22 protein-coding genes and 1 pseudogene are annotated in these 20549 nt (G+C 66.2%); 19 read left to right on the top strand and 4 right to left on the bottom strand.

Annotated features, from left to right (window positions below; all coding sequences use genetic code 11):
• Window positions 1–154 precede the first annotated feature (154 nt).
• From rpsP to trmD, 4 genes are read left to right on the top strand one after another with little or no spacing between them, the layout of a single operon-like run.
• A complete protein-coding gene (gene rpsP / locus ADBZ9O_RS23020) occupies window positions 155–640 on the top strand; it encodes a 30S ribosomal protein S16 (RefSeq protein WP_526525237.1) in 486 nt (161 codons plus the stop codon).
• Window positions 637–879, top strand: coding sequence for an RNA-binding protein (locus tag ADBZ9O_RS23015; protein ID WP_067334285.1), 243 nt, complete (start codon window positions 637–639; stop codon window positions 877–879). Before rpsP ends, ADBZ9O_RS23015 begins: the two co-directional genes overlap by 4 nt.
• A 7-nt stretch (window positions 880–886) precedes the next feature.
• Window positions 887–1420 carry a ribosome maturation factor RimM gene (gene rimM / locus ADBZ9O_RS23010; protein ID WP_526525235.1) on the top strand — a complete coding sequence of 178 codons (534 nt, stop codon included), beginning with the start codon at window positions 887–889 and terminating at the stop codon, window positions 1418–1420.
• Between the two features lie 28 nt (window positions 1421–1448).
• Complete coding sequence (gene trmD, locus ADBZ9O_RS23005; RefSeq protein ID WP_526525234.1) at window positions 1449–2147, top strand: tRNA (guanosine(37)-N1)-methyltransferase TrmD; 699 nt, start codon at window positions 1449–1451, stop codon at window positions 2145–2147.
• Here the strand turns inward: trmD and ADBZ9O_RS23000 are convergent.
• Window positions 2144–3094, bottom strand: a complete 951-nt coding sequence (locus ADBZ9O_RS23000) for a serine hydrolase (protein WP_526525233.1) — start codon at window positions 3092–3094, stop codon at window positions 2144–2146. The two genes, trmD and ADBZ9O_RS23000, sit on opposite strands and share 4 nt — an antisense overlap.
• 359 nt (window positions 3095–3453) lie before the next feature.
• Between ADBZ9O_RS23000 and rplS the strand changes: the two genes are divergently transcribed.
• The 6 genes and pseudogenes from rplS (at window position 3454) to ADBZ9O_RS22970 (ending at window position 7521) form a co-directional block, all read left to right on the top strand.
• A complete protein-coding gene (gene rplS / locus ADBZ9O_RS22995; RefSeq protein WP_526525232.1) occupies window positions 3454–3795 on the top strand; it encodes a 50S ribosomal protein L19 in 342 nt (113 codons plus the stop codon).
• A 28-nt stretch (window positions 3796–3823) separates the two neighbouring features.
• Window positions 3824–4666, top strand: a complete 843-nt coding sequence (gene lepB / locus ADBZ9O_RS22990) for a signal peptidase I (RefSeq protein WP_526525231.1) — start codon at window positions 3824–3826, stop codon at window positions 4664–4666.
• Window positions 4667–5445 (top strand): annotated as a pseudogene (locus ADBZ9O_RS22985) (ribonuclease HII).
• Complete coding sequence (locus tag ADBZ9O_RS22980) at window positions 5442–5747, top strand: DUF2469 domain-containing protein (RefSeq protein WP_003893809.1); 306 nt, start codon at window positions 5442–5444, stop codon at window positions 5745–5747. Before ADBZ9O_RS22985 ends, ADBZ9O_RS22980 begins: the two are co-directional and overlap by 4 nt.
• A gap of 40 nt (window positions 5748–5787) precedes the next feature.
• Complete coding sequence (locus tag ADBZ9O_RS22975; protein ID WP_526525230.1) at window positions 5788–6813, top strand: NADP-dependent oxidoreductase; 1026 nt, start codon at window positions 5788–5790, stop codon at window positions 6811–6813.
• 30 nt (window positions 6814–6843) lie between these two features.
• Window positions 6844–7521 carry a hypothetical protein gene (locus tag ADBZ9O_RS22970; protein WP_526525229.1) on the top strand — a complete coding sequence of 226 codons (678 nt, stop codon included), beginning with the start codon at window positions 6844–6846 and terminating at the stop codon, window positions 7519–7521.
• Here ADBZ9O_RS22970 and ADBZ9O_RS22965 read toward each other — a convergent pair.
• Window positions 7499–8110 carry a TetR/AcrR family transcriptional regulator gene (locus tag ADBZ9O_RS22965; RefSeq protein ID WP_526525227.1) on the bottom strand — a complete coding sequence of 204 codons (612 nt, stop codon included), beginning with the start codon at window positions 8108–8110 and terminating at the stop codon, window positions 7499–7501. The genes ADBZ9O_RS22970 and ADBZ9O_RS22965 overlap by 23 nt on opposite strands.
• A gap of 106 nt (window positions 8111–8216) precedes the next feature.
• Between ADBZ9O_RS22965 and ADBZ9O_RS22960 the strand changes: the two genes are divergently transcribed.
• From ADBZ9O_RS22960 to ADBZ9O_RS22935, 6 genes are all read left to right on the top strand, one after another.
• Window positions 8217–9074, top strand: coding sequence for an alpha/beta fold hydrolase (locus ADBZ9O_RS22960; protein ID WP_526525226.1), 858 nt, complete (start codon window positions 8217–8219; stop codon window positions 9072–9074).
• A 106-nt stretch (window positions 9075–9180) separates the two neighbouring features.
• Complete coding sequence (locus ADBZ9O_RS22955) at window positions 9181–9558, top strand: YraN family protein (protein ID WP_526525225.1); 378 nt, start codon at window positions 9181–9183, stop codon at window positions 9556–9558.
• The gene (locus tag ADBZ9O_RS22950) at window positions 9558–11069 is read left to right on the top strand and encodes a YifB family Mg chelatase-like AAA ATPase (RefSeq protein WP_526525224.1); all 1512 of its coding nucleotides are present in this window, start codon (window positions 9558–9560) and stop codon (window positions 11067–11069) included. The genes ADBZ9O_RS22955 and ADBZ9O_RS22950 overlap by 1 nt, the downstream gene beginning before the upstream one ends.
• Complete coding sequence (dprA, locus tag ADBZ9O_RS22945) at window positions 11066–12199, top strand: DNA-processing protein DprA (RefSeq protein WP_526525222.1); 1134 nt, start codon at window positions 11066–11068, stop codon at window positions 12197–12199. Before ADBZ9O_RS22950 ends, dprA begins: the two co-directional genes overlap by 4 nt.
• A gap of 38 nt (window positions 12200–12237) precedes the next feature.
• Window positions 12238–13083 (top strand): siderophore-interacting protein, encoded by an 846-nt coding sequence (locus tag ADBZ9O_RS22940; RefSeq protein WP_526525221.1) that lies wholly within the window; start codon window positions 12238–12240, stop codon window positions 13081–13083.
• 52 nt (window positions 13084–13135) lie between these two features.
• A complete protein-coding gene (locus ADBZ9O_RS22935) occupies window positions 13136–14050 on the top strand; it encodes a tyrosine-type recombinase/integrase (RefSeq protein WP_526525219.1) in 915 nt (304 codons plus the stop codon).
• A gap of 2 nt (window positions 14051–14052) precedes the next feature.
• Here ADBZ9O_RS22935 and ADBZ9O_RS22930 read toward each other — a convergent pair whose 3' ends face one another.
• Window positions 14053–14514 carry a M23 family metallopeptidase gene (locus ADBZ9O_RS22930; RefSeq protein ID WP_526533400.1) on the bottom strand — a complete coding sequence of 154 codons (462 nt, stop codon included), beginning with the start codon at window positions 14512–14514 and terminating at the stop codon, window positions 14053–14055.
• A 333-nt stretch (window positions 14515–14847) separates the two neighbouring features.
• Between ADBZ9O_RS22930 and rpsB the strand changes: the two genes are divergently transcribed.
• The 3 genes from rpsB (at window position 14848) to ADBZ9O_RS22915 (ending at window position 18088) form a co-directional block, all read left to right on the top strand.
• Window positions 14848–15669 carry a 30S ribosomal protein S2 gene (gene rpsB / locus ADBZ9O_RS22925; RefSeq protein WP_526525217.1) on the top strand — a complete coding sequence of 274 codons (822 nt, stop codon included), beginning with the start codon at window positions 14848–14850 and terminating at the stop codon, window positions 15667–15669.
• A gap of 23 nt (window positions 15670–15692) precedes the next feature.
• On the top strand, window positions 15693–16508 hold the full coding sequence (gene tsf, locus ADBZ9O_RS22920; RefSeq protein ID WP_526525216.1) for a translation elongation factor Ts: 816 nt from the start codon (window positions 15693–15695) through the stop codon (window positions 16506–16508).
• A 155-nt stretch (window positions 16509–16663) separates the two neighbouring features.
• Window positions 16664–18088: an amidase gene (locus ADBZ9O_RS22915; RefSeq protein WP_526525214.1), complete on the top strand. Its 1425-nt coding sequence runs from the start codon at window positions 16664–16666 to the stop codon at window positions 18086–18088.
• Here the strand turns inward: ADBZ9O_RS22915 and ADBZ9O_RS22910 are convergent.
• Entirely contained in the window at window positions 18029–20545 is a 2517-nt protein-coding gene (locus ADBZ9O_RS22910; RefSeq protein WP_526525213.1) for an FAD-dependent monooxygenase, read from the bottom strand. The two genes, ADBZ9O_RS22915 and ADBZ9O_RS22910, sit on opposite strands and share 60 nt — an antisense overlap.
• Window positions 20546–20549: the final 4 nt, after the last annotated feature.

Genomic DNA, 20549 nt, shown 5'->3' with positions numbered 1-20549 from the left:
CCTCTGGCACAATGAGCGGCTGTCTGCCGCGTGACCCATCTCGGAAAACGGGATGCTTGCGCTGCGGTCACACACGCAAGGCAAAACCGGACCGGGCAGCCCGCCCGCGTCGCTTGAATTGCACGCGTGGCAACTACAGGAGAAAACGCGTCACATGGCTGTCAAGATCAAGCTCGCCCGCTTCGGCAAGATCCGCAATCCCCAGTACCGCATCGCCGTCGCCGACGCGCGCAACCGCCGCGATGGCCGTGCCATCGAGGTCATCGGCCGGTACCACCCGAAGGAAGACCCCAGCGTCATCCAGATCGACTCCGAGCGCGCGCAGTACTGGCTGAGCGTCGGTGCGCAGCCGACCGATCCGGTTCTGGCGCTGCTGAAGATCACCGGTGACTGGCAGAAGTTCAAGGGCCTGCCGGGTGCCGAGGGCACGCTGCGCGTCGCCGAGCCCAAGCCGTCCAAGCTGGACCTCTTCAATGCCGCTCTGGCTGCTGCCGATGGCGCGCCGACCGGCGAGGCCACCACCGCCAAGAAGAAGAAGGCGCCCGCCAAAAAGGCCGAGGCGACCGAAACGGCTTCTGAGACAGAGGCAGTCACCGAGACCGAGGCGGCCGCTGAGCCCGCCGCCGAGCCCACCGAATGAGCACTGTCGTGGTCGACGCCGTCGAGCACCTGGTTCGCGGCATCGTCGACAATCCTGACGACGTCCGCGTCGACATGGTGACGTCGAGGCGCGGCCGCACCGTCGAGGTGCATGTCCATCCCGAGGACCTGGGCAAGGTCATCGGGCGCGGCGGACGTACCGCAACCGCGTTGCGAACGCTGGTGGCCGGTATCGGTGGCCGCGGCATCCGCGTCGACGTGGTGGACACCGACCAGTAGCTCTGTCATGGAGCTGGTGGTTGGGCGGGTCGCCAAGGCCCATGGCGTCGGCGGCGAAATCGCCGTCGACGTGCGCACCGACGATCCGGATCGACGTTTCGTCGCGGGTGCGCAACTGCGCACCCGGGCGCGCGATAAAACAGAGCGCACCTATGTCATCGAGTCGGTGCGTGAGCACGGTGGTCGGCTACTGGTTCGCCTGCAGGGTGTCGGTGGTCGCGACGCCGCAGATGCGTTGCGGGGCAGCCTGTTTCTGGTCGACAGCGCGGATCTTCCACCCATCGACGAACCTGATGAGTTCTACGATCATCAGCTCGAGGGATTGCGGGTGCGCACGGTGACCGGCCTGGACGTCGGTAGGGTGCGCGAGGTGCTGCACACCAGTGCCGGCGAACTCCTCGCGGTCCGGCCCGTCGACGGCGAGGGGCCCGAGGTGTTGGTCCCGTTCGTCAGCGCCATCGTCACATCGGTATCGCTGGATGACGACCTCATCGAGATCGACCCGCCGGATGGTCTGCTGAACTTGGCGGACCTGGATTGAGGGATGCGCACTATGCGTATTGACCACCATGCGTATTGACGTCGTTACCATCTTCCCCGACTACCTGGCACCGCTGCGGCAGTCGTTGCCGGGCAAGGCGATTGAATCCGGGATCGTCGAGTTGGGCGTGCACGATCTGCGCAGCTGGACCCATGACGTTCACCGCTCGGTCGACGACTCGCCCTATGGGGGCGGCCCAGGCATGGTGATGAGGGCCCCGGTATGGGGTGACGCTCTCGACGAACTCTGTTCGGAGCAAACACTTCTCGTGGTGCCGACGCCGGCAGGACGGTTGTTCACCCAGGCGACGGCGCAGCGCTGGAGCGCCGAATCGCATCTGGTGTTCGCCTGCGGCCGCTATGAGGGCATCGACCAGCGGGTGGTCGATGACGCGGCCAGACGCATGCGCGTCGAAGAGGTCTCCATCGGGGACTACGTGCTGCCCGGTGGTGAGTCCGCAGCGTTGGTGATGATCGAAGCCGTGGTGCGCCTGCTACCCGACGTCCTGGGCAATCCTGCGTCGCACCAGAATGATTCGCACTCCGAACAGGTCGGGGGACTGCTCGAGGGGCCCAGTTACACCAGGCCGCCGAGCTGGCGCGAACTCGATGTGCCTGACGTTCTGCTCTCGGGTAACCATGCCCGCCAGGCAGCGTGGCGCCGTGAACAGAGTCTGCAGCGCACCCGTGAGCGCCGACCCGACCTCATCGATCAGCGCGGCGACTAAATTCGCCCGGTCGGGAACATCGTCTTGACGGCCGCGGTGATGGTCGCGCGGGCCTCGTCAGCGCTGGCGGGCTGCATGGAACTGATCGCCATCACGTAGCGGCGATCCGAGCCGATCACACCGGTCGACAAGTGCATCCAGTCGGAGCCGACGCAACACATCCATCCCTGTTTGACGGCCACCGGCTCGCCAGGGAGTCCCTCGGGGATGCCGAAACGTTGGGGATAAACGCCGCCCGGCACCATCCCGTCGGGTGCTGTCGGTGTCGACTGGGCCAGATCGTTGAGGATGGTGTTGGCCCGCTCGGGCGGAAGCCCGCCGGCGCCGCTGAGCAGCATGTCGTAGTAATGCACCAAATCCACCGCGGTGCTGGTCGTGTTGAACCACCGCCCGTTACCCGGCGCGCTCGTCGAACCCAGCCCGTAGCGGTTCACCACCCGAGTGATGATCGCGCTGCCGCCACTGCGATTCCAGAACGTCTCAGCGGCACTGTCATCAGAGGATCGCAGCATTCGGTCGAACAGCTGCTGATCAGCCGGGGTGAGTTGCGCCTGGCCCTTGGACACCTGCATCAGCAGATCGTCGGCGATGAAAAGCTTGACCACCGAAGCGATGGCAACCGTGCCGCCGCGCCCGTTGGTGACCAGCTGACCGGTGTCGCGGTCGAGCACTGCGACGGTGATGTCCGCGCCGGAGTCGGCGGCCTGCGCGGTCGCCTGCGTCGCGCGCAGAGCCAGACCGTCGAACGCGGTCGCCGCCTGATTCGGGGGAGCCGCAGGTGGGGTGGCATCGGCGGGCGCTTTGGGCGCTACCAGGGTCAATTTGGGCGGGTCCGACTGGCCGGGCGCGCCGTAGACGCGGGCTTCACAACCTGCCGCACTGGCGAGGAGCCCAGCACAGGTGATCGTCACCGTAGCCTTCGCCAGGTACGACGACCGCCAGCGCATGTGGTCTCCTTGGACGCAGAATTATCAGGCAATCTGGATCGGCCGCCCTGCCAGAAACCAGTCTGGTGAGCCTAACCGCTTGCTGCTGCGGCCGTGTACCCAGTGGGGTTGTCCTGAACCGCGAAGAACACCGCGACGAACACCGCGAAGAACCGAGCGTAAGGCGCGATTTCGCTGCATGCTCGGCGTCTGGCACAATTGAACAGTTGTCCGCGCGGGGCCGGTTGTGCCGCCTGCTGTGGAATACATCGACGTAAGTAGCAAGAAGCAAGAAGCACGATCCATCGGCTTCGGCATCCGCCTCGCTCATCCGAGTGACTGGCGCTGCACGGAGCCGCGACCGCAAGGAAGAGTCACCGATGAACACGCTGGACTTCATTGACCAAGCGTCGCTGCGCGACGATATCCCGGCCTTCGGTGCCGGTGACACCGTGAATGTGCACGTGAAGGTCATCGAGGGCGCCAAAGAGCGTATCCAGGTCTTCAAGGGTGTCGTGCTGCGTCGCCAGGGCGGCGGAATCCGCGAGACCTTCACGGTCCGCAAGGAAAGCTACGGCGTCGGCGTCGAGCGCACCTTCCCGGTGCATTCGCCCAATATCGATCACATCGAGGTCGTCACCCGCGGTGACGTCCGTCGGGCCAAGCTGTACTACCTGCGCGAGCTGCGGGGCAAGAAGGCCAAGATCAAGGAAAAGCGCTGACGCCGGTACTGCTGGCTACGCTCACCCCGTGACAAACACCACGGACTCGGCCGATTCTGAGCCGTCGTCGGATAGTGCGCTGACTGAAGTGGATTCGGACGCCGACACCACGGACTCTGACGAGTCCGGCGGTAAGAAGAAGCGTTCCGCATTGCGTGAGGGCGCGATCCTCGTCGCCATCGCGTTGGTGCTCTATTACGTGATGTTGACGTTTATCGCCCGGCCCTACCTGATTCCGTCGGAATCGATGGAGCCCACCCTGCACGGCTGCACCGGGTGTGTCGGCGACCGCATCATCGTGGACAAGATGACGTACCTGTTCAGCTCACCGGAGCCGGGGGACGTCATCGTCTTCAAGGGTCCGCCGAACTGGAACGCCAGTTACAAGTCGATCCGCTCCGATAACCCGGCTATCCGGGCCGTGCAGAATGCGCTGTCCGTTGTCGGCTTCGTGCCGCCCGACGAGAATGACCTCGTCAAGCGGGTGATCGCAGTCGGTGGCCAGACCATCCAGTGCCGTGCCGACACCGGGCTGACGGTCGATGACAAACCGCTGAACGAGCCCTACCTCGACCCGAACACGATGATGGCCGACCCGGCCGTCTATCCGTGCCTCGGTTTCGAATTCGGGCCTGTCACAGTGCCCAAGGACCGGCTGTGGGTGATGGGCGATAACCGCACCCATTCCGCCGATTCGCGCTTCCACTGCACCAGCACCCCCGCTGACAGCGAGAAGGGTATTCAGTGCACTGGCGATCCGATGGCCGGAACTGTGCCGGTCGACAACGTCATCGGTAAGGCGAGGTTCATTGCGTGGCCCCCGTCACGATGGGGCGGTGTGAGTTCGGTGAATCCTCAGCAAGGCGGTTAGGTGCCCGCCACCTGGCCACCGCGCACAGTGATCCGCAAGTCCGCCGGTCTTCGAACGTTGGAGTCCGCGCTGTACCGCAGTGGACTTGGGCCGGTTGCCGGGGTTGATGAGGTCGGCAGGGGTGCGTGTGCGGGTCCGCTGGTGGTGGCCGCATGTGTGCTCGGTCCGAATCGGCTGACCAGTCTGGCGCGGCTCGATGATTCCAAAAAGCTGACCGAAAAAGAGCGCGAGCGCCTGTTCCCCCTGATCCGGCGGTATGCGTTGGCCTATCACGTGGTGTTCATATCGTCGACCGAAGTGGACCGCCGCGGGGTGCATGTGGCCAATATCGAGGGGATGCGGCGCGCGGTCGCCGGCCTGCCGATGCGGCCTGGCTATGTACTGAGCGATGGATTCCGGGTGCCGGGGTTGGCGATTCCATCGCTGCCGGTGATCGGCGGTGATGCCGCTGCGGCGTGTATCGCAGCCGCCAGTGTGCTCGCCAAGGTCAGCCGCGACCGGCTGATGGTCAAGATGGCCGACGAACACCCTGGCTACGGGTTTGCCGATCACAAGGGCTACAGCACAGCGGCGCACAGCGCCGCCCTGGCCGAGCGTGGACCGTGCAGCCAACACCGGTATTCGTTCATCAACGTCCGCCGGGTGGCGACACCGGACGGCAGCAGGATTGTCGCGCACGTGCGCGACACCGACGCCCAAGAGTGCGTCCCGGAGCAGCGCAGCGAACACGGGTAGGGAAAGATGCACACGAACCAACAGAAGGACTGCCGGGCAGATGAGCGCTGAAGATCTCGAGAAGTATGAAACCGAGATGGAGCTCTCGCTGTACCGCGAATACAAGGACATCGTCGGGCAGTTCAGCTACGTGGTCGAGACCGAGCGTCGGTTCTATCTGGCCAACAGCGTCGAGCTGATCCCGCGCAACGCCGACGGCGAGGTGTACTTCGAGCTTCGCCTCGCTGATGCCTGGGTGTGGGACATGTACCGCCCCGCCCGCTTCGTCAAACAGGTCAGGGTGATCACGTTCAAGGACGTCAATATCGAAGAGGTCGAGAAGCCCGAGCTGCGACTGCCCGAATAGTGGCACGAAAAGGCCAGTGCGTCAGGTAATTTCTCCCACCGTGACCGCACTAGACAATCGTCAAATTCTGTTGCGTCGCCGCCCGACCGGGATGGTAGCGGCAGGCGACACCGAGCTTGTCAGCTCGCCCGCACCGGAGCCCGCCGATGGTGAGGCGTTGGTCCGCACCACTTATGTCGGGATCGACGCCGCCGCGCGCACCTGGCTCGACGACCAGCCGGGTTATCTGCCGCCGGTGCAGTTGGGTGAGGTCATCCGGGCCGCCGGCATCGGTGAGGTGGTGGCATCGCGCTGCGACGCGTATGCGGTCGGCGACGTGGTCACCACATTGACCGGCTTCCAGGAGTATTCGATCGTCCGTGACGACATCTTCTGCACGCCGGTCACCGGTTTCGAACATATCGACCAGCCCGCGATCATGTCGGTGTACGGCCCCACGGGTGCGACGGCGTATTTCGGGATGAACGACGTCGGCAGGCCACAGCCGGGCCAGACGGTCGTGGTCTCGGCGGCCGCGGGCGCCACCGGGTCAGTGGCCGGGCAGATCGCCAAGATCGCCGGTTCGCGCGTGGTCGGGATCGCAGGTGGAGCGAAAAAATGCCGAGCGGTGGTCGAGGACTTCGGATTCGACGCGTGCATCGACTATCGCGAAGGCAACATCGCAGCGGCGCTCAAACAGCACTGTCCGCAGGGTGTCGATGTCTACTTCGACAATGTCGGCGGCCCGATCCTCGATGCCGTGCTTGGTCGGTTGGCGCATAACGCCCGCGTCGTGCTGTGTGGCGTGATCTCCAGTTACCTCACCGGTGAACATCCCGGTCCGGCCAACTACGTCAACATTCTGGCCAAGACCGCAACAATGCAGGGCTTCAACGCCCTCAACGACTGGGGCCGGTTCGAAGAGGCCTTCGCCGCACTGGGTAAGTGGGAGTCCGAAGGACTGCTGGTGCACCGCGAAACCATCTGGGAGGGCATCGATTCATGCGTCGACGCGCTCAACGGATTGTTTACCGGGGCGAACATCGGCAAGATGCTGGTCAAGATCGGCGAACCGACCTCGAACTGAGACAGCCGCCGACACCGGGCTGGGGGATTCGTGGGACTGCTCATCATCGCCATCGCTGGTCTCGTCCTGACCGCGGTCGGCTTGCTGGCGGGCGTGTTCTACGCCAAGCAGGGCGGTCGGCGGCGCAATCATCTGGTGGTGAGCGTCAAAAGCCAGCCGATGATCGTCGAACGCAACACCAAGGCGGGCAGCGCAGTGAGCCTGCGCTACGCCGACCAGGTGGTCGAAGACCCCCACCTGATCACAGTGATGATGGAATGCGTTGGGCCCACGGACATCACGTCGGCCGATTTCGACCAGGGTAAGCCGGTCACCATCGCTTTCGATGTTCCGATGATCGCCCTGCTGCGTTCCGATGGGTTGGACATCTCCGAGACCTACCGCGCCACCAGTATCGACGTGCGGCCCAGCTTGCTGCCCAAAGGCAAGACGTTCATCGTCAGCGCGATCACCGACGGGGAGCCGCAGCCGCGGGTGAATGCGCATCTGATCGACACCGATGTGATCGACAAGAAGCCAGAAGCCGTGAGTTCTGTGGTCGCTGCGGTCCGGAAGTTGATGCCGTACTCGTACACGATCTTCGTGGTGCTGGGCGCGGCAACCACCATCGTCGCCGCGTTGTTGACCAGTGCGGAGGCGGACAAGCTGGATGAGATGAAATCCAGTTCGCCGGAGACCGTGACGGTTACGGCGATCCCGTCGCCGTGATGGCCCCGCGGACGAAGGTGGCCAGCGCGCGCGCCGGCAAGGTGTCTTTCAGGGTTCTGTTGGCGGCGCGCTGTAGCGCCAAACCGTGGGATAGTGCGATCTGGGCGACGCCGAATTCGTATGGGGTGAGGCTGGATTCGATGCCCAACCGGTCGAAGTGGGTAGCGATCAGCTCGCCGAGCCGGTGGCGGTAGGCCTCGTAGATTCGGTCGAACTCGGCGGCCTTGGTTCCACCGCGCATGCTGTAAAGCTGGAACTCGGTGGTCAACAGGCACCAGCTGTCGTCTTGTCCGAGTACCCGGTAGCGACGCTCGATGGCCGGGGCCAGCTCGTCTGCCGACGTGATGCGATCGAGGGCGCGGCTCAGCGTATCGATCTCCGCCTCGAGGTGATGACCGATGAGTTCGAGGAACAGCTCGTCTTTGGACTCGAAGTTGGAATAGAAGGCACCGCGGGAAAACCCGGCTTCCTCGGAGATGACATCGATAGGTGCGGCTTCGAAGCCCATGCGGCAAAACACTCGGCCTGCGGCCTCCACGAGGCGGGCACGGGTGAGCTCTCGCTGCTGCGCGCGAGTGAGGCGAGGCACCGGCGTCTCCTTGGCCTTTCGTCGTGTTGACACCACCCTGACACAAGTGCATTGTGATGCACAACTGTATCTGAAAACGACATTGCATCGAAAAGGTGACAAGGCTATGAGCGTGACGGCGCAGCAGTGGATCGACCAATGCGAAACGCTGATCTCCCGCCGCGGACATCGCATCGCGTATCGCCGGACCGGGCACGGTCCCACAGTGCTTCTGCTGCACGGATTCCCGACCTGGTCCTACGACTACGCCGAGGTGGCGCAGGATCTGGCGCGCGACCACGAGGTGATCACCCTCGACTTCCTCGGGTACGGCGCCTCGGCCAAGCCCAACCCGTATGAGTACTCGGTGGCCGAGTCCGCCGATGTGATCGAGGATCTGGCGACGCACCTCGGGCTGAATTCGCTATGCCTGGTAATCCATGACTATGGCGGAATCGTCGGGCAGGAACTGCTTGACCGGGCCGCGGTTGGCTTCGCGGCCTTCACCATCGAGCGCCTCATCGTCTTGAACTCCGGCATCGTCTACGACGCCTACCGGCCCACTCGGCTGCAGAAGCTGCTGGCGTTGCCGGTCGTCGGGGCACTGATCGCCGGCCGAATCACCGCGGGGCGACTGCGATCGGGGCTCGATTCGGTTCGCGGACAACCGCTTTCCGATGTCGAATTCGACAACCTGTGGCTGGGTATCGCCCGGGCCAACGGGCACCGGCTGGCACATCTGCTGATCAAGTACAACGCCGAACGCGACGTCCACCACGTCCGCTGGGAGGCCGCTCTGTTCAACTGGGCCGGGCCGGTGCAGCTGGTGTGGGGGCTCGACGACCCGGTGTCGGGCCGGCATGTGCTGGAAAAGGCGACCGCCCGCCTGCCGCGCGCGGTGGTGACTGAGCTTTCTGGGGTTGGTCATTTTCCGCAGTCTGAGGCACCGGAGGCGGTGGCGGCGGCAGTGCGGTCGCCCGCGTAGCGGTGGGTTGTTGATGAATGCCTGACTGGGGATAACTAGCCGGTTTCCGGCGTTTCGGCGCGACGGGTGTCCGTGCGGTGTCCCACGTCGAATCCATGCTGGCGCCATGACATCTGAACGGGTCTTGAGCCGGGCCGAGTTGGGGGCGCTCGGGGAGCAGCTGGCCGTTGATCATCTCCTGGGGCTCGGCTTGGTGATCCTGGATCGCAACTGGCGTTGCCGCTACGGCGAACTGGATGTGATCGCCGCCGACAGCGCCTCGCGCACGGCAGTGTTCGTCGAGGTGAAGACCCGGACCGGCGACGGGTTCGGCGGGCTGGCGTATGCGGTGCCGCCGCAGAAGGTGCGTCGGTTGCGCAGGCTGACGTCGCTGTGGCTGGCTGGTCAGGACACTCGCTGGAGCAATATCCGCCTCGACGTGATCGGCGTTCGCATCGGGCGTTGCCGGACACCGGAACTCACCCATGTCCAAGGTGTCGGCTGATGGCGCTGGGGCGGGCGTATTCGGTGGCAGTGCGCGGTCTGCAGGGGGAGGCGGTGGAGATCGAGGCTGATATCACCTCGGGTCTGCCCGGGGTGCATCTGGTCGGGCTGGCCGATGCCGCGTTGCAGGAATCGCGTGACCGGGTCCGTTCGGCGATCACCAACAGTGGGCATCAGTGGCCGATGTCGCGGCTGACGCTCGCGCTGTCTCCGGCAACGTTGCCCAAGGTGGGCAGTGTCTACGATCTGGCGCTGGCGGCCGCGGTCTTGTCGGCCAGTCGCAAGAAGCCGTGGGAACGGCTGGAAAAGGCTGTGCTGCTGGGCGAATTGGCCCTCGACGGTCGGGTGCGCCCAGTGCGGGGGGTGTTGCCTGCGGTGTTGGCCGCCCGCCGGGACGGGTGGCCGACGGTGGTGGTGCCGGTCGACAATCTCAACGAGGCCAGTCTGGTCGACGGGATCGAAGTGCTCGGCGCCCCGACCTTGCAGCGTCTGCATGCGTGGCTCGAAGGCAAAGGCGATCTTGCGCATCGCACCACCCCCGATGCCCCTACTGAGGAGACCGATGCCGACCTGGCGGATGTGGTCGGTCAATCCACGGCCCGGTTCGCCGTGGAGGTTGCCGCCGCCGGGGCGCATCATCTGATGTTCACCGGACCGCCCGGCATCGGGAAAACAATGCTCGCGCAACGCCTTCCCGGTCTGTTGCCGCCGCTGTCGGAAAGTGAAGCACTGGAGGTCACAGCGATTCACTCGGTGGCGGGCATGGTCTCTGATGCCACGCCGCTGATCACCCGTCCGCCGTTTGTGGCACCGCACCACACATCGAGTGTGGCCGCATTGGTCGGCGGCGGCACCGGGATGGCCCGCCCCGGCGCGGTCAGCCGGGCCCACCGCGGTGTGCTGTTCCTCGACGAATGCGCCGAGATCGGGGTCAGCGCCCTGGAGGCGCTACGAACACCGTTGGAAGACGGCGAAATTCGGCTCGCGCGGCGCGACGGGGTAGCCCGGTATCCGGCACGGTTCCAGTTGGTGATGGCGGCCAACCCGTGTCCGTGCGCTCCGCCGGATCCTCGCGACTGCATCTGCGCGGCCCCGGTCAAGCGCCGCTATCTCGGGAAGCTGTCCGGGCCGCTGATGGATCGGGTCGATCTGCGAGTCGACATGCACTCGGTGCGGGCGGGAGCGTTCACCGAGGAGACGGCCGAGGCGACGTCAGTGGTGCGGGCGCGGGTGGCGGTGGCACGGGAGGCGGCAGTGGAGCGCTGGTCAGCGGTCGGGGTGCGGACCAATGCCGAGGTACCAGGGCCGGTGCTGCGCCGAGCGTTTCGGCTCAGCCGCGAAGCCATGGCTCCGCTGCGCACGGCATTGGATCGGGGTGTGCTCAGCATCCGCGGCGTGGATCGCTCGCTGCGGGTGGCGTGGTCGTTATCCGATCTGGCAGGCCGCAATTCGCCCAACGTCGATGATGTCAGCACCGCGTTGGGCTTCCGGCAGCCGGGGTCGCGACCGTGAGCGCCGAGGCCGATGAGGAGCTGCTGGCCTGGGCGTATCTGTCGCGGGTCGCCGAGCCGGTCTGTGCAGAGCTGGCCGCGCTGGTGGCTGAGCACGGCCCAGTCGAGGCTGCGGCCAGAGTCAAAGACGGCGACGTGGCGGCCGCCGAGGCGCGGCGGGCAATCGACACCTCAGCCCAAGATTTGGAACTGCTACACAGCAGGGGAGGGCGGTTGATCACCCCCGATGACGACGAGTGGCCCTACCTGGCGTTCGTAGGTTTCAGCACCGTCAGCCCGGACAACCTGAAGAAGAAGCCCGAGGCCCGCCCGCCGTTGGTCTTATGGGCACGCGGCCCCGCCCGCCTCGACGACATCACGATGCGAGCGGCGGCCGTCGTCGGTACCCGCGCCTGCACGGCCTACGGGGAACATGTCGCTGCCGATCTGGCGGCTGGTCTGGTCGAACGTGATGTGGCGGTGGTCTCCGGTGGTGCCTATGGAATCGACGGTGTCGCGCACCGCGCCACTCTGGCCGGTGACGGGGTCACGGTGGCAGTGCTGGCCGGTGGGATCGATATCCCTTATCCCAGTGGCCATTCGGCGCTGCTACACCGCATCGCCACCACCGGCTTGTTGGTCACCGAGTATCCGCCAGGGGTCCGGCCCGCGCGCTACCGCTTTCTGACCCGCAACCGCCTCGTGGCCGCGTTCTCGGGGGCGACCGTGGTGGTCGAGGCCGGATTGCGCAGCGGCGCGGCGAACACCGCGTCGTGGGCGGAGATGTTGGGCCGTGTCGTCTGTGCGGTCCCCGGACCGGTCACCTCCGCGGCGTCGGCAGGGTCACACGAATTGCTTCGAAAGGGAGCAACATTGGTCACCCGTGCCGACGAGGTGGTGGAGATCGTGGGCCGCTGCGGTGAGCTGGCCGACGAGCCGGTCCATCCGGTGACACCGCTGGACGGTCTCAGCGATGCCGAGATCCAGGTTTACGAGGCGCTGCCCGGACGCGGGGTGCGCACCGCCGACGAGATTGCCGTCGCTTCAGGTCTGGCGCCGGAACGGGTGCTCGCGCCGCTGGCGATGTTGGAGATCGGGGGACTGGTGCGCCGCGAGGACGGTTGCTGGGGGATCGTCAGGCGGGTCACGTAGGGCCCGCCCCGGGTGTTTCGGCTCGTATAGTCGGGACAATGGCAGGCAGACCGATCCACACTTTTGAAGTTGTACGTACCGAGCAGATCGCACCGCATATGGTCCGGGTGGTGCTCGGTGGCACAGGCTTCGACACGTTTACGCCGAGTGAGTTCACCGACTCGTACGTGAAGATCGCGATCGTTCCGCACGGGGTGGACGTGGCCGCGCTACCGCGCCCGCTGACGCTGGATAGCTTCGCCGGCCTCGAAAGCACACACCAGCCCGTGGTACGCACCTACACCGTCCGCAGTGCCGATCCCGACGCGCGAGAGATCAGCATCGATTTCGTCGTCCACGGCGAACACGGTGTCGCGGGTCCGTGGGCAGCGGCAGTGCGGCCGGGTGATCCGGCCTACCTGATGGGCCCCAGCGGCGCCTATGCACCCGATCCCGCCGCCGACTGGCATCTGCTGGCCGGTGATGAGGCCGGGATCCCCGCGATCAGCGCGGCAGTGGAAGCGTTGCCCGCCAATGCGATCGGCAAGGTCTTCATCGAAGTCGCCGGACCCGACGACGAGATCGACATCAGTGCACCCGACGGCGTGGACGTGGTGTGGGTGTACCGCGGTGGCCGCGCCGATCTGGTGGCCGAGGATCAGGCGGGTGATTTCGCCCCGCTGATCGCTGCGGTCAAGGAAGCCAATTGGCTGCCCGGACAGGTCCAGGTCTTCATCCACGGCGAAGCGCAGGCCGTCATGCACAACCTGCGGCCCTATATCCGCAAGGAACGCGGCGTCGACGCGAAATGGGCGTCGATCTCCGGGTACTGGCGGCGGGGCCGTACCGAGGAGACATTCCGGCAGTGGAAACGCGAACTGGCCGAGGCCGAAGCGGGTTCGTAGACACGCGGACCACCTGACCGGATCCGGCGGCCTGGTCTGCGACGGTGGGGACGTGGCACCGTCCCTACCGCACGTTCTCGACGAGTTCGCTGCGTTCCTCGAGCTCGAACGTGGCCGCTCTGCGCACACCCAGCGGGCCTATCTCGGCGATCTCCGGTCGCTGAGCGACTTCGTCGAGCAGCGCGTCCCCGGTGCCGACCTGTCGGCGTTATCACTACCCCTGTTGCGGTCCTGGCTGGCCGCCCAGGCGGGCGCCGGCGCCGCCCGGACCACCCTGGCCCGCCGCACCTCGGCGGTGAAAACCTTCACCGCATGGGCGACCAGGCGAGGGCTGCTCAGCCTCGACCCCGCCATCCGACTCCAGGTCCCGAAAGCGCGCCGGACACTCCCGGCCGTGCTGCGCCAGGATCAGGCGCTCGCCGCCATGGATGCCGCCAGTTCTGGTGCGCAGGAAGGTGATCCGCTGGCGCTGCGGGACCGGCTGATCGTCGAGCTGCTGTATGCCACCGGTATCAGGGTCAGCGAGCTCTGCGGACTCGATATCGACGACGTCGATACCGGCCGCCGGGTGCTGCGGGTGCTCGGCAAGGGCAATAAGCAGCGAAGCGCGCCGTTCGGTGAACCGGCCGGGGACGCCGTGGCACGGTGGCTCGCCGACGGACGGCCGGCGCTGGCGACCGCGACGTCGGGGCCGGCGCTGCTGCTGGGCGCCCGCGGTGGACGCCTGGACGCGCGGCAGGCCCGCACCGTGGTGCATCAGACGGTGTCGGCCGTTCCCGGGGCACCCGATATGGGTCCGCACGGGTTACGGCACAGCGCGGCCACCCACCTCCTGGAAGGCGGGGCGGATCTGCGGATCGTCCAAGAACTGCTCGGGCATTCCTCGCTGGCGACCACGCAGCTCTACACCCATGTCACGGTCGCCCGGTTACGTGCCGTGCACGACCAGGCCCATCCCCGCGCCTGACATCAGGGGTGCAGCGGTTTGAGCCGGATCGGCGTCGATTCCAGCAGCAGCAGCGGATTGACGTAGTCGGCGCGCGCCGCCGGGCCCCACATCGCACCCCAGTGCAGACACGCCGACGCGCAGCCTCGATGACCGGCGGCCAGGGTGCCGATCGCGCTGCCCGCAGCCACTGCCTGACCCGCCCGGACCGCCGCCACCACCGGCTCGTAGCTGGTGTGCAACCCGCCGGGATGCGCCAGCGACACCACCGGTCGTCCGGCCAGGACGCCGGCGAAGATCACCCTCGCTGGGCCCGCCGCGTACACCGGCTGACCAACCGAACCGGCCAGATCCACTCCGCGGTGACCGCGATTCCAGTCCGGTGCCGGCGGGTTGTAGGCACCCACCACGGCGGGTCGGGGACGCAGCGGCCATTGCAGCCGCACCGAGTCGGCCCGCGCCTGGGGAGCAAGTGCCGCGGCCATCAACACACCGGCCGCCACTAGAGTCGGGAGAAACCGCATCTACGCAGCTCAGCCCAATTGACATGATCTCGCCAGCCTCGGTGGACGGGATTGTGGATGGGCGCGGCTGTGTGGACAAAGCACCCGTTTCCGGGGTGTAAACTCATCTCCGCAACTCGTGCAAACGGGTTGACTTCGCGCGCCTGCATCGCAGCCCCGTTCTTTTAGGGCCGCATCCGCTTGCCGGGTGGTCCCGAACCTCGATCAGAGGCCGGGTCCGGTATCGCAGCAGACGCCAGGGTTCGGCATCACCCGACGCCGGACAACAACCGACAAATAGAGGACAAAGCCAACATGGCTGTCGTAACAATGAAGCAGCTGCTGGACAGCGGCACCCACTTCGGGCATCAGACCCGTCGCTGGAACCCCAAGATGAAGCGGTTCATCTTCACCGACCGCAACGGCATCTACATCATCGACCTGCAGCAGACACTGACCTACATCGACTCGGCCTACGAGTTCGTCAAAGAGACCGTCGCCCACGGTGGCAGCGTGATGTTCGTCGGCACCAAGAAGCAGGCGCAGGAGTCCATCGCTGAGGAAGCAACCCGCGTCGGCATGCCGTACGTGAACCAGCGCTGGCTCGGCGGCATGCTCACCAACTTCCAAACCGTGCACAAGCGCCTTCAGCGGATGAAGGAACTGGAAAGCATGGAGCAGACCGGTGGCTTCGAGGGTCGCACCAAGAAGGAAATCTTGATGCTGACCCGTGAGAAGAACAAGCTCGAGCGCAGCCTCGGTGGTATCCGCGATATGGCCAAGGTGCCGTCGGCGATCTGGGTTGTCGACACCAACAAGGAGCACCTCGCGGTCAGCGAGGCCATCAAGCTGAACATCCCGGTGATCGCGATCCTCGACACCAACTGCGACCCCGACGTCGTCAACTACCCGATCCCGGGTAACGACGACGCCATCCGGTCGGCAGCGCTGCTGACCAAGGTGATCGCCTCGGCCGTCGCCGAAGGTCTCAAGGCCCGCTCGGGCGGCGGAAGTGCCGACGGCAAGGCCGAGGCCAACGAGCCGCTGGCCGAGTGGGAGCAGGAGCTGCTCGCGTCCGCGACGGCCACCGCCGCACCGGTTGCTGCCGCTGCTGAAACGTCCACCGACGCTTCTTAAGTCTTTTTTCCTGGAAGGTTCACATGGCTAACTACACCGCTGCCGACGTCAAACGACTTCGGGAGCTGACCGGCGCTGGCATGCTCGCATGCAAGAACGCGCTGGCCGAGGCAGACGGCGATTTCGACAAGGCCGTCGAGGAACTGCGGATCAAGGGTGCCAAGGACGTCGGCAAGCGCGCTGAGCGTGCCACCGCCGAGGGCCTGGTTGCCGCCAAGGACGGCGCCCTGATCGAGCTCAACAGCGAGACGGACTTCGTCGCGAAGAACGCCGAATTCCAGAAGCTGGCCGACGAGGTCGTCGCCGCCGCTGTCGCCGCCAAGGCGACCGACGTCGACGCTCTCAAAGCGGCCAAAGTTGGGGACACCACGGTCGAGCAGGCCATCGCCGAGCAGTCGGCGAAGCTCGGCGAGAAGCTAGAGCTGCGTCGCGCCGCCTACTTCGACGGCACCGTCGAGACCTACCTGCACAAGCGGTCGGCTGACCTGCCGCCCGCCGTGGGTGTTCTGGTCGAGTACACCGGCACCGACAAAGATGCGGCGCACGCCGTGGCTCTGCAGATTGCCGCGCTCAAGGCCAAGTACCTGACCCGCGACGATGTCCCCGCAGACGTCGTCGCCAACGAGCGCCATATCGCCGAAGAGACAGCCAAGGCCGAGGGTAAGCCCGAAGCCGCGCTGTCGAAGATCGTCGAAGGCCGCGTCACCGGTTTCTACAAGGACGTCGTGCTGCTGGATCAGCCGTCGGTGTCCGATAACAAGAAGACCGTCAAGGCACTGCTCGACGAGGCCGGGGTGACCGTCACGCGGTTCGTCCGGTTCGAGGTCGGCCAGGCCTAGTTCCGACTCGGGCGAGGAACGAGCCCGGGGAGAGAAGCTAGGCCTGTTAGATCAGGCCTAGGCATAAAGACCTGAGCGGCGCACCAACCGCTCACACGAGGCCCCGCGCCACTACCGGTGATCCCGGTGGCGTGGGGTCTCTTTATTGTTCAGGTGTGCCCCAAACTTCCGCCCGCATCTCCTCGTTCCACGATGACGCCCTTGGTGACCTCGACGCAGTCGGTGTCGCCGACGCGCTGCGGGCGGGGGAGATCTCCCGCGTAGAGGCTGTCGAGGCCGCCATCGCCCGCACCGAGAAGGTCAACCCCGAACTCAACGGGCTGGCCTACGAGGGGTTCGATGCTGCGCGGTCCCGGGCCGCGGCTCCGACGCCCTACGGCGGTTTCTTCGACGGGGTGCCGAGCTTCTTCAAAGACAACGTGTCGGTGGCGGGTGCGCCGTCGATGCTGGGCACTGACGCCTGGGCGCCGCGGGCCGAAACCGCCGACGGCGATTTTGCCAAGGCGTATCTCGCCACCGGGTTGATACCACTGGGCCGGACGCAGATGTCTGAGTTCGGTTTCAGCGCGTCCGCAGAACATCCGCGGCTGGGTCCCGTGCGCAACCCGTGGAACACCGAATACACCGCAGGCGCGTCATCCTCGGGGGCGGGAGCGTTCGTCGCGGCGGGCGTGGTGCCCATCGCCCACGGCAACGACGGCGGTGGCTCCATCCGAATCCCCGCGTCCTGTAATGGACTGGTCGGGCTCAAACCGTCGCGCGGCAGGATCCCGCTGGACGCTGATCACCGGCAGATGCCGGTCCGGATCGTGGCCAACGGCGTGCTCACCCGGTCGGTCCGCGATACCGCGGCGCTCTACCGTGAAGTCGAGAAAACCTGGCGCAACCCCGGGCTGCCCGCACTGGGTGATATCACCGGCGAGGGCGGGCAACGGCTGCGCATCGCGGTGTTGACCCGGTCGGTTTTGCGTGACTGCAGCCCGGAGATGAAAGAGCTGACGCTGCAGACCGCGGCCCTGCTGGAGTCACTAGGGCACCACGTCGAGCATCTCGAAAAACCGCCCATCCCTGGGTATTTCGTCGGCGACTTCGTGCTGTACTGGGCTTTTCTGGCATTCGCGCAGGTCCGCATGGGCCGCAAGGCATTCGGACCGTCCTTTGATCGCGACCGGCTGGACAATCTGACGCTCGGGCTGGAGAAGCACGCCAGCCGCAACCTGCACCGGGTGCCGCTGGCCATCGCGCGGTTGGCCACGCTGCGCAGGGTCACGTCCCGGATCTACCGCACCCACGATGTGGTGCTGATGCCCACGCTGGCCGACGGGGTGCACCCGATCGGTCACCTGGACCCGACGGCGCCCTACGACCAGATCATGGACCGGCTGATCGACTGGGTCGCCTTCACGCCGCTGCAGAACGTCACGGGGGAGCCGGCGATCTCGTTGCCGCTGGCGCAGTCCGCGACGGGGCTGCCCGTCGGCATGATGTTCGGCTCGGCGTTGGGCCACGATGCCCGGCTGTTAGAGCTGGCCTTCGAACTCGAAGCGGCGCAACCGTTCCGGAAGATTCAGGGCAGCTGACAGCGCCTCGACGGTGTTCTCGATCAGCGTCTCCGCCCGGGTCGGTGAGATGATGCCGTCGACGTAGCCCAGATTCAGCGACAGTTCGTCGCGACCGACGGTGCAGTACAGCATGACGTAACCGCTGATGGACATCCCGGAGATCACCTGGACACCGGAGGCGCTCACCGCACCGAACGAGGTCGGGAAATCGCTGGCGTCGACCAGGCTCACACACAGATTGCCCGGGCCGCGGTCGTCGAACATCGTCACCACCTGGTCGGTGAACGGCCGGGTGGCCGCAGCCATCACCCCGAGCATGCCCAGGTTGGCCAGATGATGCCGCCGCTCGATACCGCGGCTGAGCCGGCGGTCGAATGCCGTGGCAGCCGCCCACAGCGACAGACTCGGTTCGCACGCCACCGGGATCGCCACCATGGCCTGGTAGCTGCCGGTCGCGTCGGCGGCGGGTGCTTGCGCCAGGTGAGTGCGGAACGGTACCGACACACTGACCGCGAATCGGGCTCGGCCGCAATCGGTGTCGATGGCCGCAGCGCAGGCCAACGCGGTAGCGACGGCCGACTCGGGCCGGATACCGCGCGTCCGGCACTGTGCCAGCAGCTCGCTCACCGCGGGGCCCACGATCGTATGGTGCGCGAGACGGGTACGCCGCTCACCCGGCGGTACGGCCGTCTGGGCGGCCAAGCGTCGCAGCGGGGCGCCGCCGCGCTCGTCGGCAGCATCCGCAACGAGGCGACCCAGGGCCCGCGCCTTTCCGCGAAGACCGCGAAAACTCCGGGGCATCAGGTCTTCCGGTGCGGGCGGGGCCGGGATTTCCGTGGCCCAGCCGGGCGCTCTGTCATCGGTGGCCAACGTCAGCAGCTGTCGGCACAGCTCGACCATGGTGATGCCGTCGGCGATCGCGTATGTCGATGTCAGGATCAGATCGTGCGCACCCGCGCCCACCGTGATCAGGGTGGCTCGCAGCAACGGGCCGTCAGCGTCGAAAGGTTCAGCCAGTTCCCGGTCGATCTCATCGCGCCAGCTGCCTTGCTCGGCCACCCGAAGATCGATGGGCCGGCCTGCGCCGGGGACGAACTGGTAACCCGCCCCCTCGCGCCGAATTCCGGCTCGCAGCAGGGGATGTCGACGTGCCAGGGTGGCCAGCGCTGTGAGCATACCGTCGGCCGTGATCGGACCGACGAGGCGGATTCGCGCACATACGTGCAGCGGCGACACCCGGTCGGCAGCCCAGTGCCAGCTTTCTAGCGGTGACAACCGGCGGGGCAGTGCACCGCCCACATCACTGAAACCGGGCCAGGTCATCGGTTTGGAGATGAAGTTCATCACCGTCCGGTTCGGGGCATGACGGACCAACCGGGCGCGGGTGGCCGCGACCGTGCGGCTGGTGCCCTGCTCGATCCTCCCCAGTGACCATGAGCCGTCGACCAATTCGGTGGTGCGGGGGAGGCGCTGCTGCTCGTAGGCGCGTAAGCCGGCCGTCAGGTCACTGTGCCCGCTCAACGTATGGGCCAGCACCACGGCATCTTCGATCGCGGAGTTCGCCCCCTGGCCAAGACTCGGCAGCATGGGATGCGCGGCGTCACCGAGCAGCGTCACCCGGCCGTCACCCCACGTGGTCAACGCCGGTCGGTCCAGTGCGGGCACCGCGATGATGGCCGCTTCCTCTGTCGCGGAGATGATCTCAGTAATATCAGGGCTCCAGCCCGAAAATCGCAGCAACAGATCATCTTTGCCGTACGGCCAATGTGCCGCCAGTTCGGCGTCACACGACTGAGCGGCCCACCAGTAGATGGTGCCCTGCCCGCAGTCATGCAGGCCAAAACGCAGACCCCGGCCCCAGAAGTGCACCGATTCGCCTTCAGTGAGGTTCGGTGGCCAGAACGGTGCCAACGCCAGCCAACAGACGAAGCCGCCGGGACGCGGATCGGCGGCACCGTGCAGTTGCGCGCGGATCACCGAGTTGATGCCGTCTGCGCCGATCAGCACATCGGCCTGCAGGCGGCGACCATCGGCCAGTTCCAGGGTGACGTCGTCGGCCGTCTGGGCGAATCCTACTGCCTCGGCACCGGTCTCGACCCGCAGATCCGGACCGGCCGACTCCAGCAGAATCTCGTGGATATCCTTGCGGGCCAGCACCACCGACGGGGCACCCAACATATCGTCGATGGGGGTGACATCGATGCGACGCAGCTCGGAACCATCTGCGGTCCGGAAACTGAACGTGGTGACGCGACCGCCGGCCCGCAACAGGGCCTCGTCGAGCCCGAGGTCCAGTGTTCGCAGGGCATTCATCGCATTGCTCTGCACGGCCAACCCGAAACCTGCTGCCCGGTGCTGCGGGGCCTTCTCGCACAGGGTCACGTCGAACCCGGCCCGCCGCAGCGCGGTCGCGGCGGTCAGGCCGCCGATACCTGCGCCGACGACGATCGCTGAGCGGGTAGATCGGTCGCTCATGAGT

This window comes from Mycobacterium sp., assembly GCF_965229105.1.
In the GTDB taxonomy this organism is placed as follows: domain Bacteria; phylum Actinomycetota; class Actinomycetes; order Mycobacteriales; family Mycobacteriaceae; genus Mycobacterium.
The sequence above is the reverse complement of the archived record's forward strand: the minus strand, read 5'-3'. Positions and strand labels throughout refer to the sequence as shown.

Coding starts and splice junctions, on each gene's coding strand:
- rpsP (WP_526525237.1), top strand. CDS start 155: ATGGCTGTCAAGATCAAGCTCGCCCGCTTCGGCAAGATCCGCAATCCC.
- ADBZ9O_RS23015 (WP_067334285.1), top strand. CDS start 637: ATGAGCACTGTCGTGGTCGACGCCGTCGAGCACCTGGTTCGCGGCATC.
- rimM (WP_526525235.1), top strand. CDS start 887: ATGGAGCTGGTGGTTGGGCGGGTCGCCAAGGCCCATGGCGTCGGCGGC.
- trmD (WP_526525234.1), top strand. CDS start 1,449: ATGCGTATTGACGTCGTTACCATCTTCCCCGACTACCTGGCACCGCTG.
- ADBZ9O_RS23000 (WP_526525233.1), bottom strand. CDS start 3,094: ATGCGCTGGCGGTCGTCGTACCTGGCGAAGGCTACGGTGACGATCACC.
- rplS (WP_526525232.1), top strand. CDS start 3,454: ATGAACACGCTGGACTTCATTGACCAAGCGTCGCTGCGCGACGATATC.
- ADBZ9O_RS22980 (WP_003893809.1), top strand. CDS start 5,442: ATGAGCGCTGAAGATCTCGAGAAGTATGAAACCGAGATGGAGCTCTCG.
- ADBZ9O_RS22960 (WP_526525226.1), top strand. CDS start 8,217: ATGAGCGTGACGGCGCAGCAGTGGATCGACCAATGCGAAACGCTGATC.
- ADBZ9O_RS22955 (WP_526525225.1), top strand. CDS start 9,181: ATGACATCTGAACGGGTCTTGAGCCGGGCCGAGTTGGGGGCGCTCGGG.
- ADBZ9O_RS22950 (WP_526525224.1), top strand. CDS start 9,558: ATGGCGCTGGGGCGGGCGTATTCGGTGGCAGTGCGCGGTCTGCAGGGG.
- ADBZ9O_RS22940 (WP_526525221.1), top strand. CDS start 12,238: ATGGCAGGCAGACCGATCCACACTTTTGAAGTTGTACGTACCGAGCAG.
- ADBZ9O_RS22930 (WP_526533400.1), bottom strand. CDS start 14,514: ATGGCCGCGGCACTTGCTCCCCAGGCGCGGGCCGACTCGGTGCGGCTG.
- rpsB (WP_526525217.1), top strand. CDS start 14,848: ATGGCTGTCGTAACAATGAAGCAGCTGCTGGACAGCGGCACCCACTTC.
- tsf (WP_526525216.1), top strand. CDS start 15,693: ATGGCTAACTACACCGCTGCCGACGTCAAACGACTTCGGGAGCTGACC.
- ADBZ9O_RS22910 (WP_526525213.1), bottom strand. CDS start 20,545: ATGAGCGACCGATCTACCCGCTCAGCGATCGTCGTCGGCGCAGGTATC.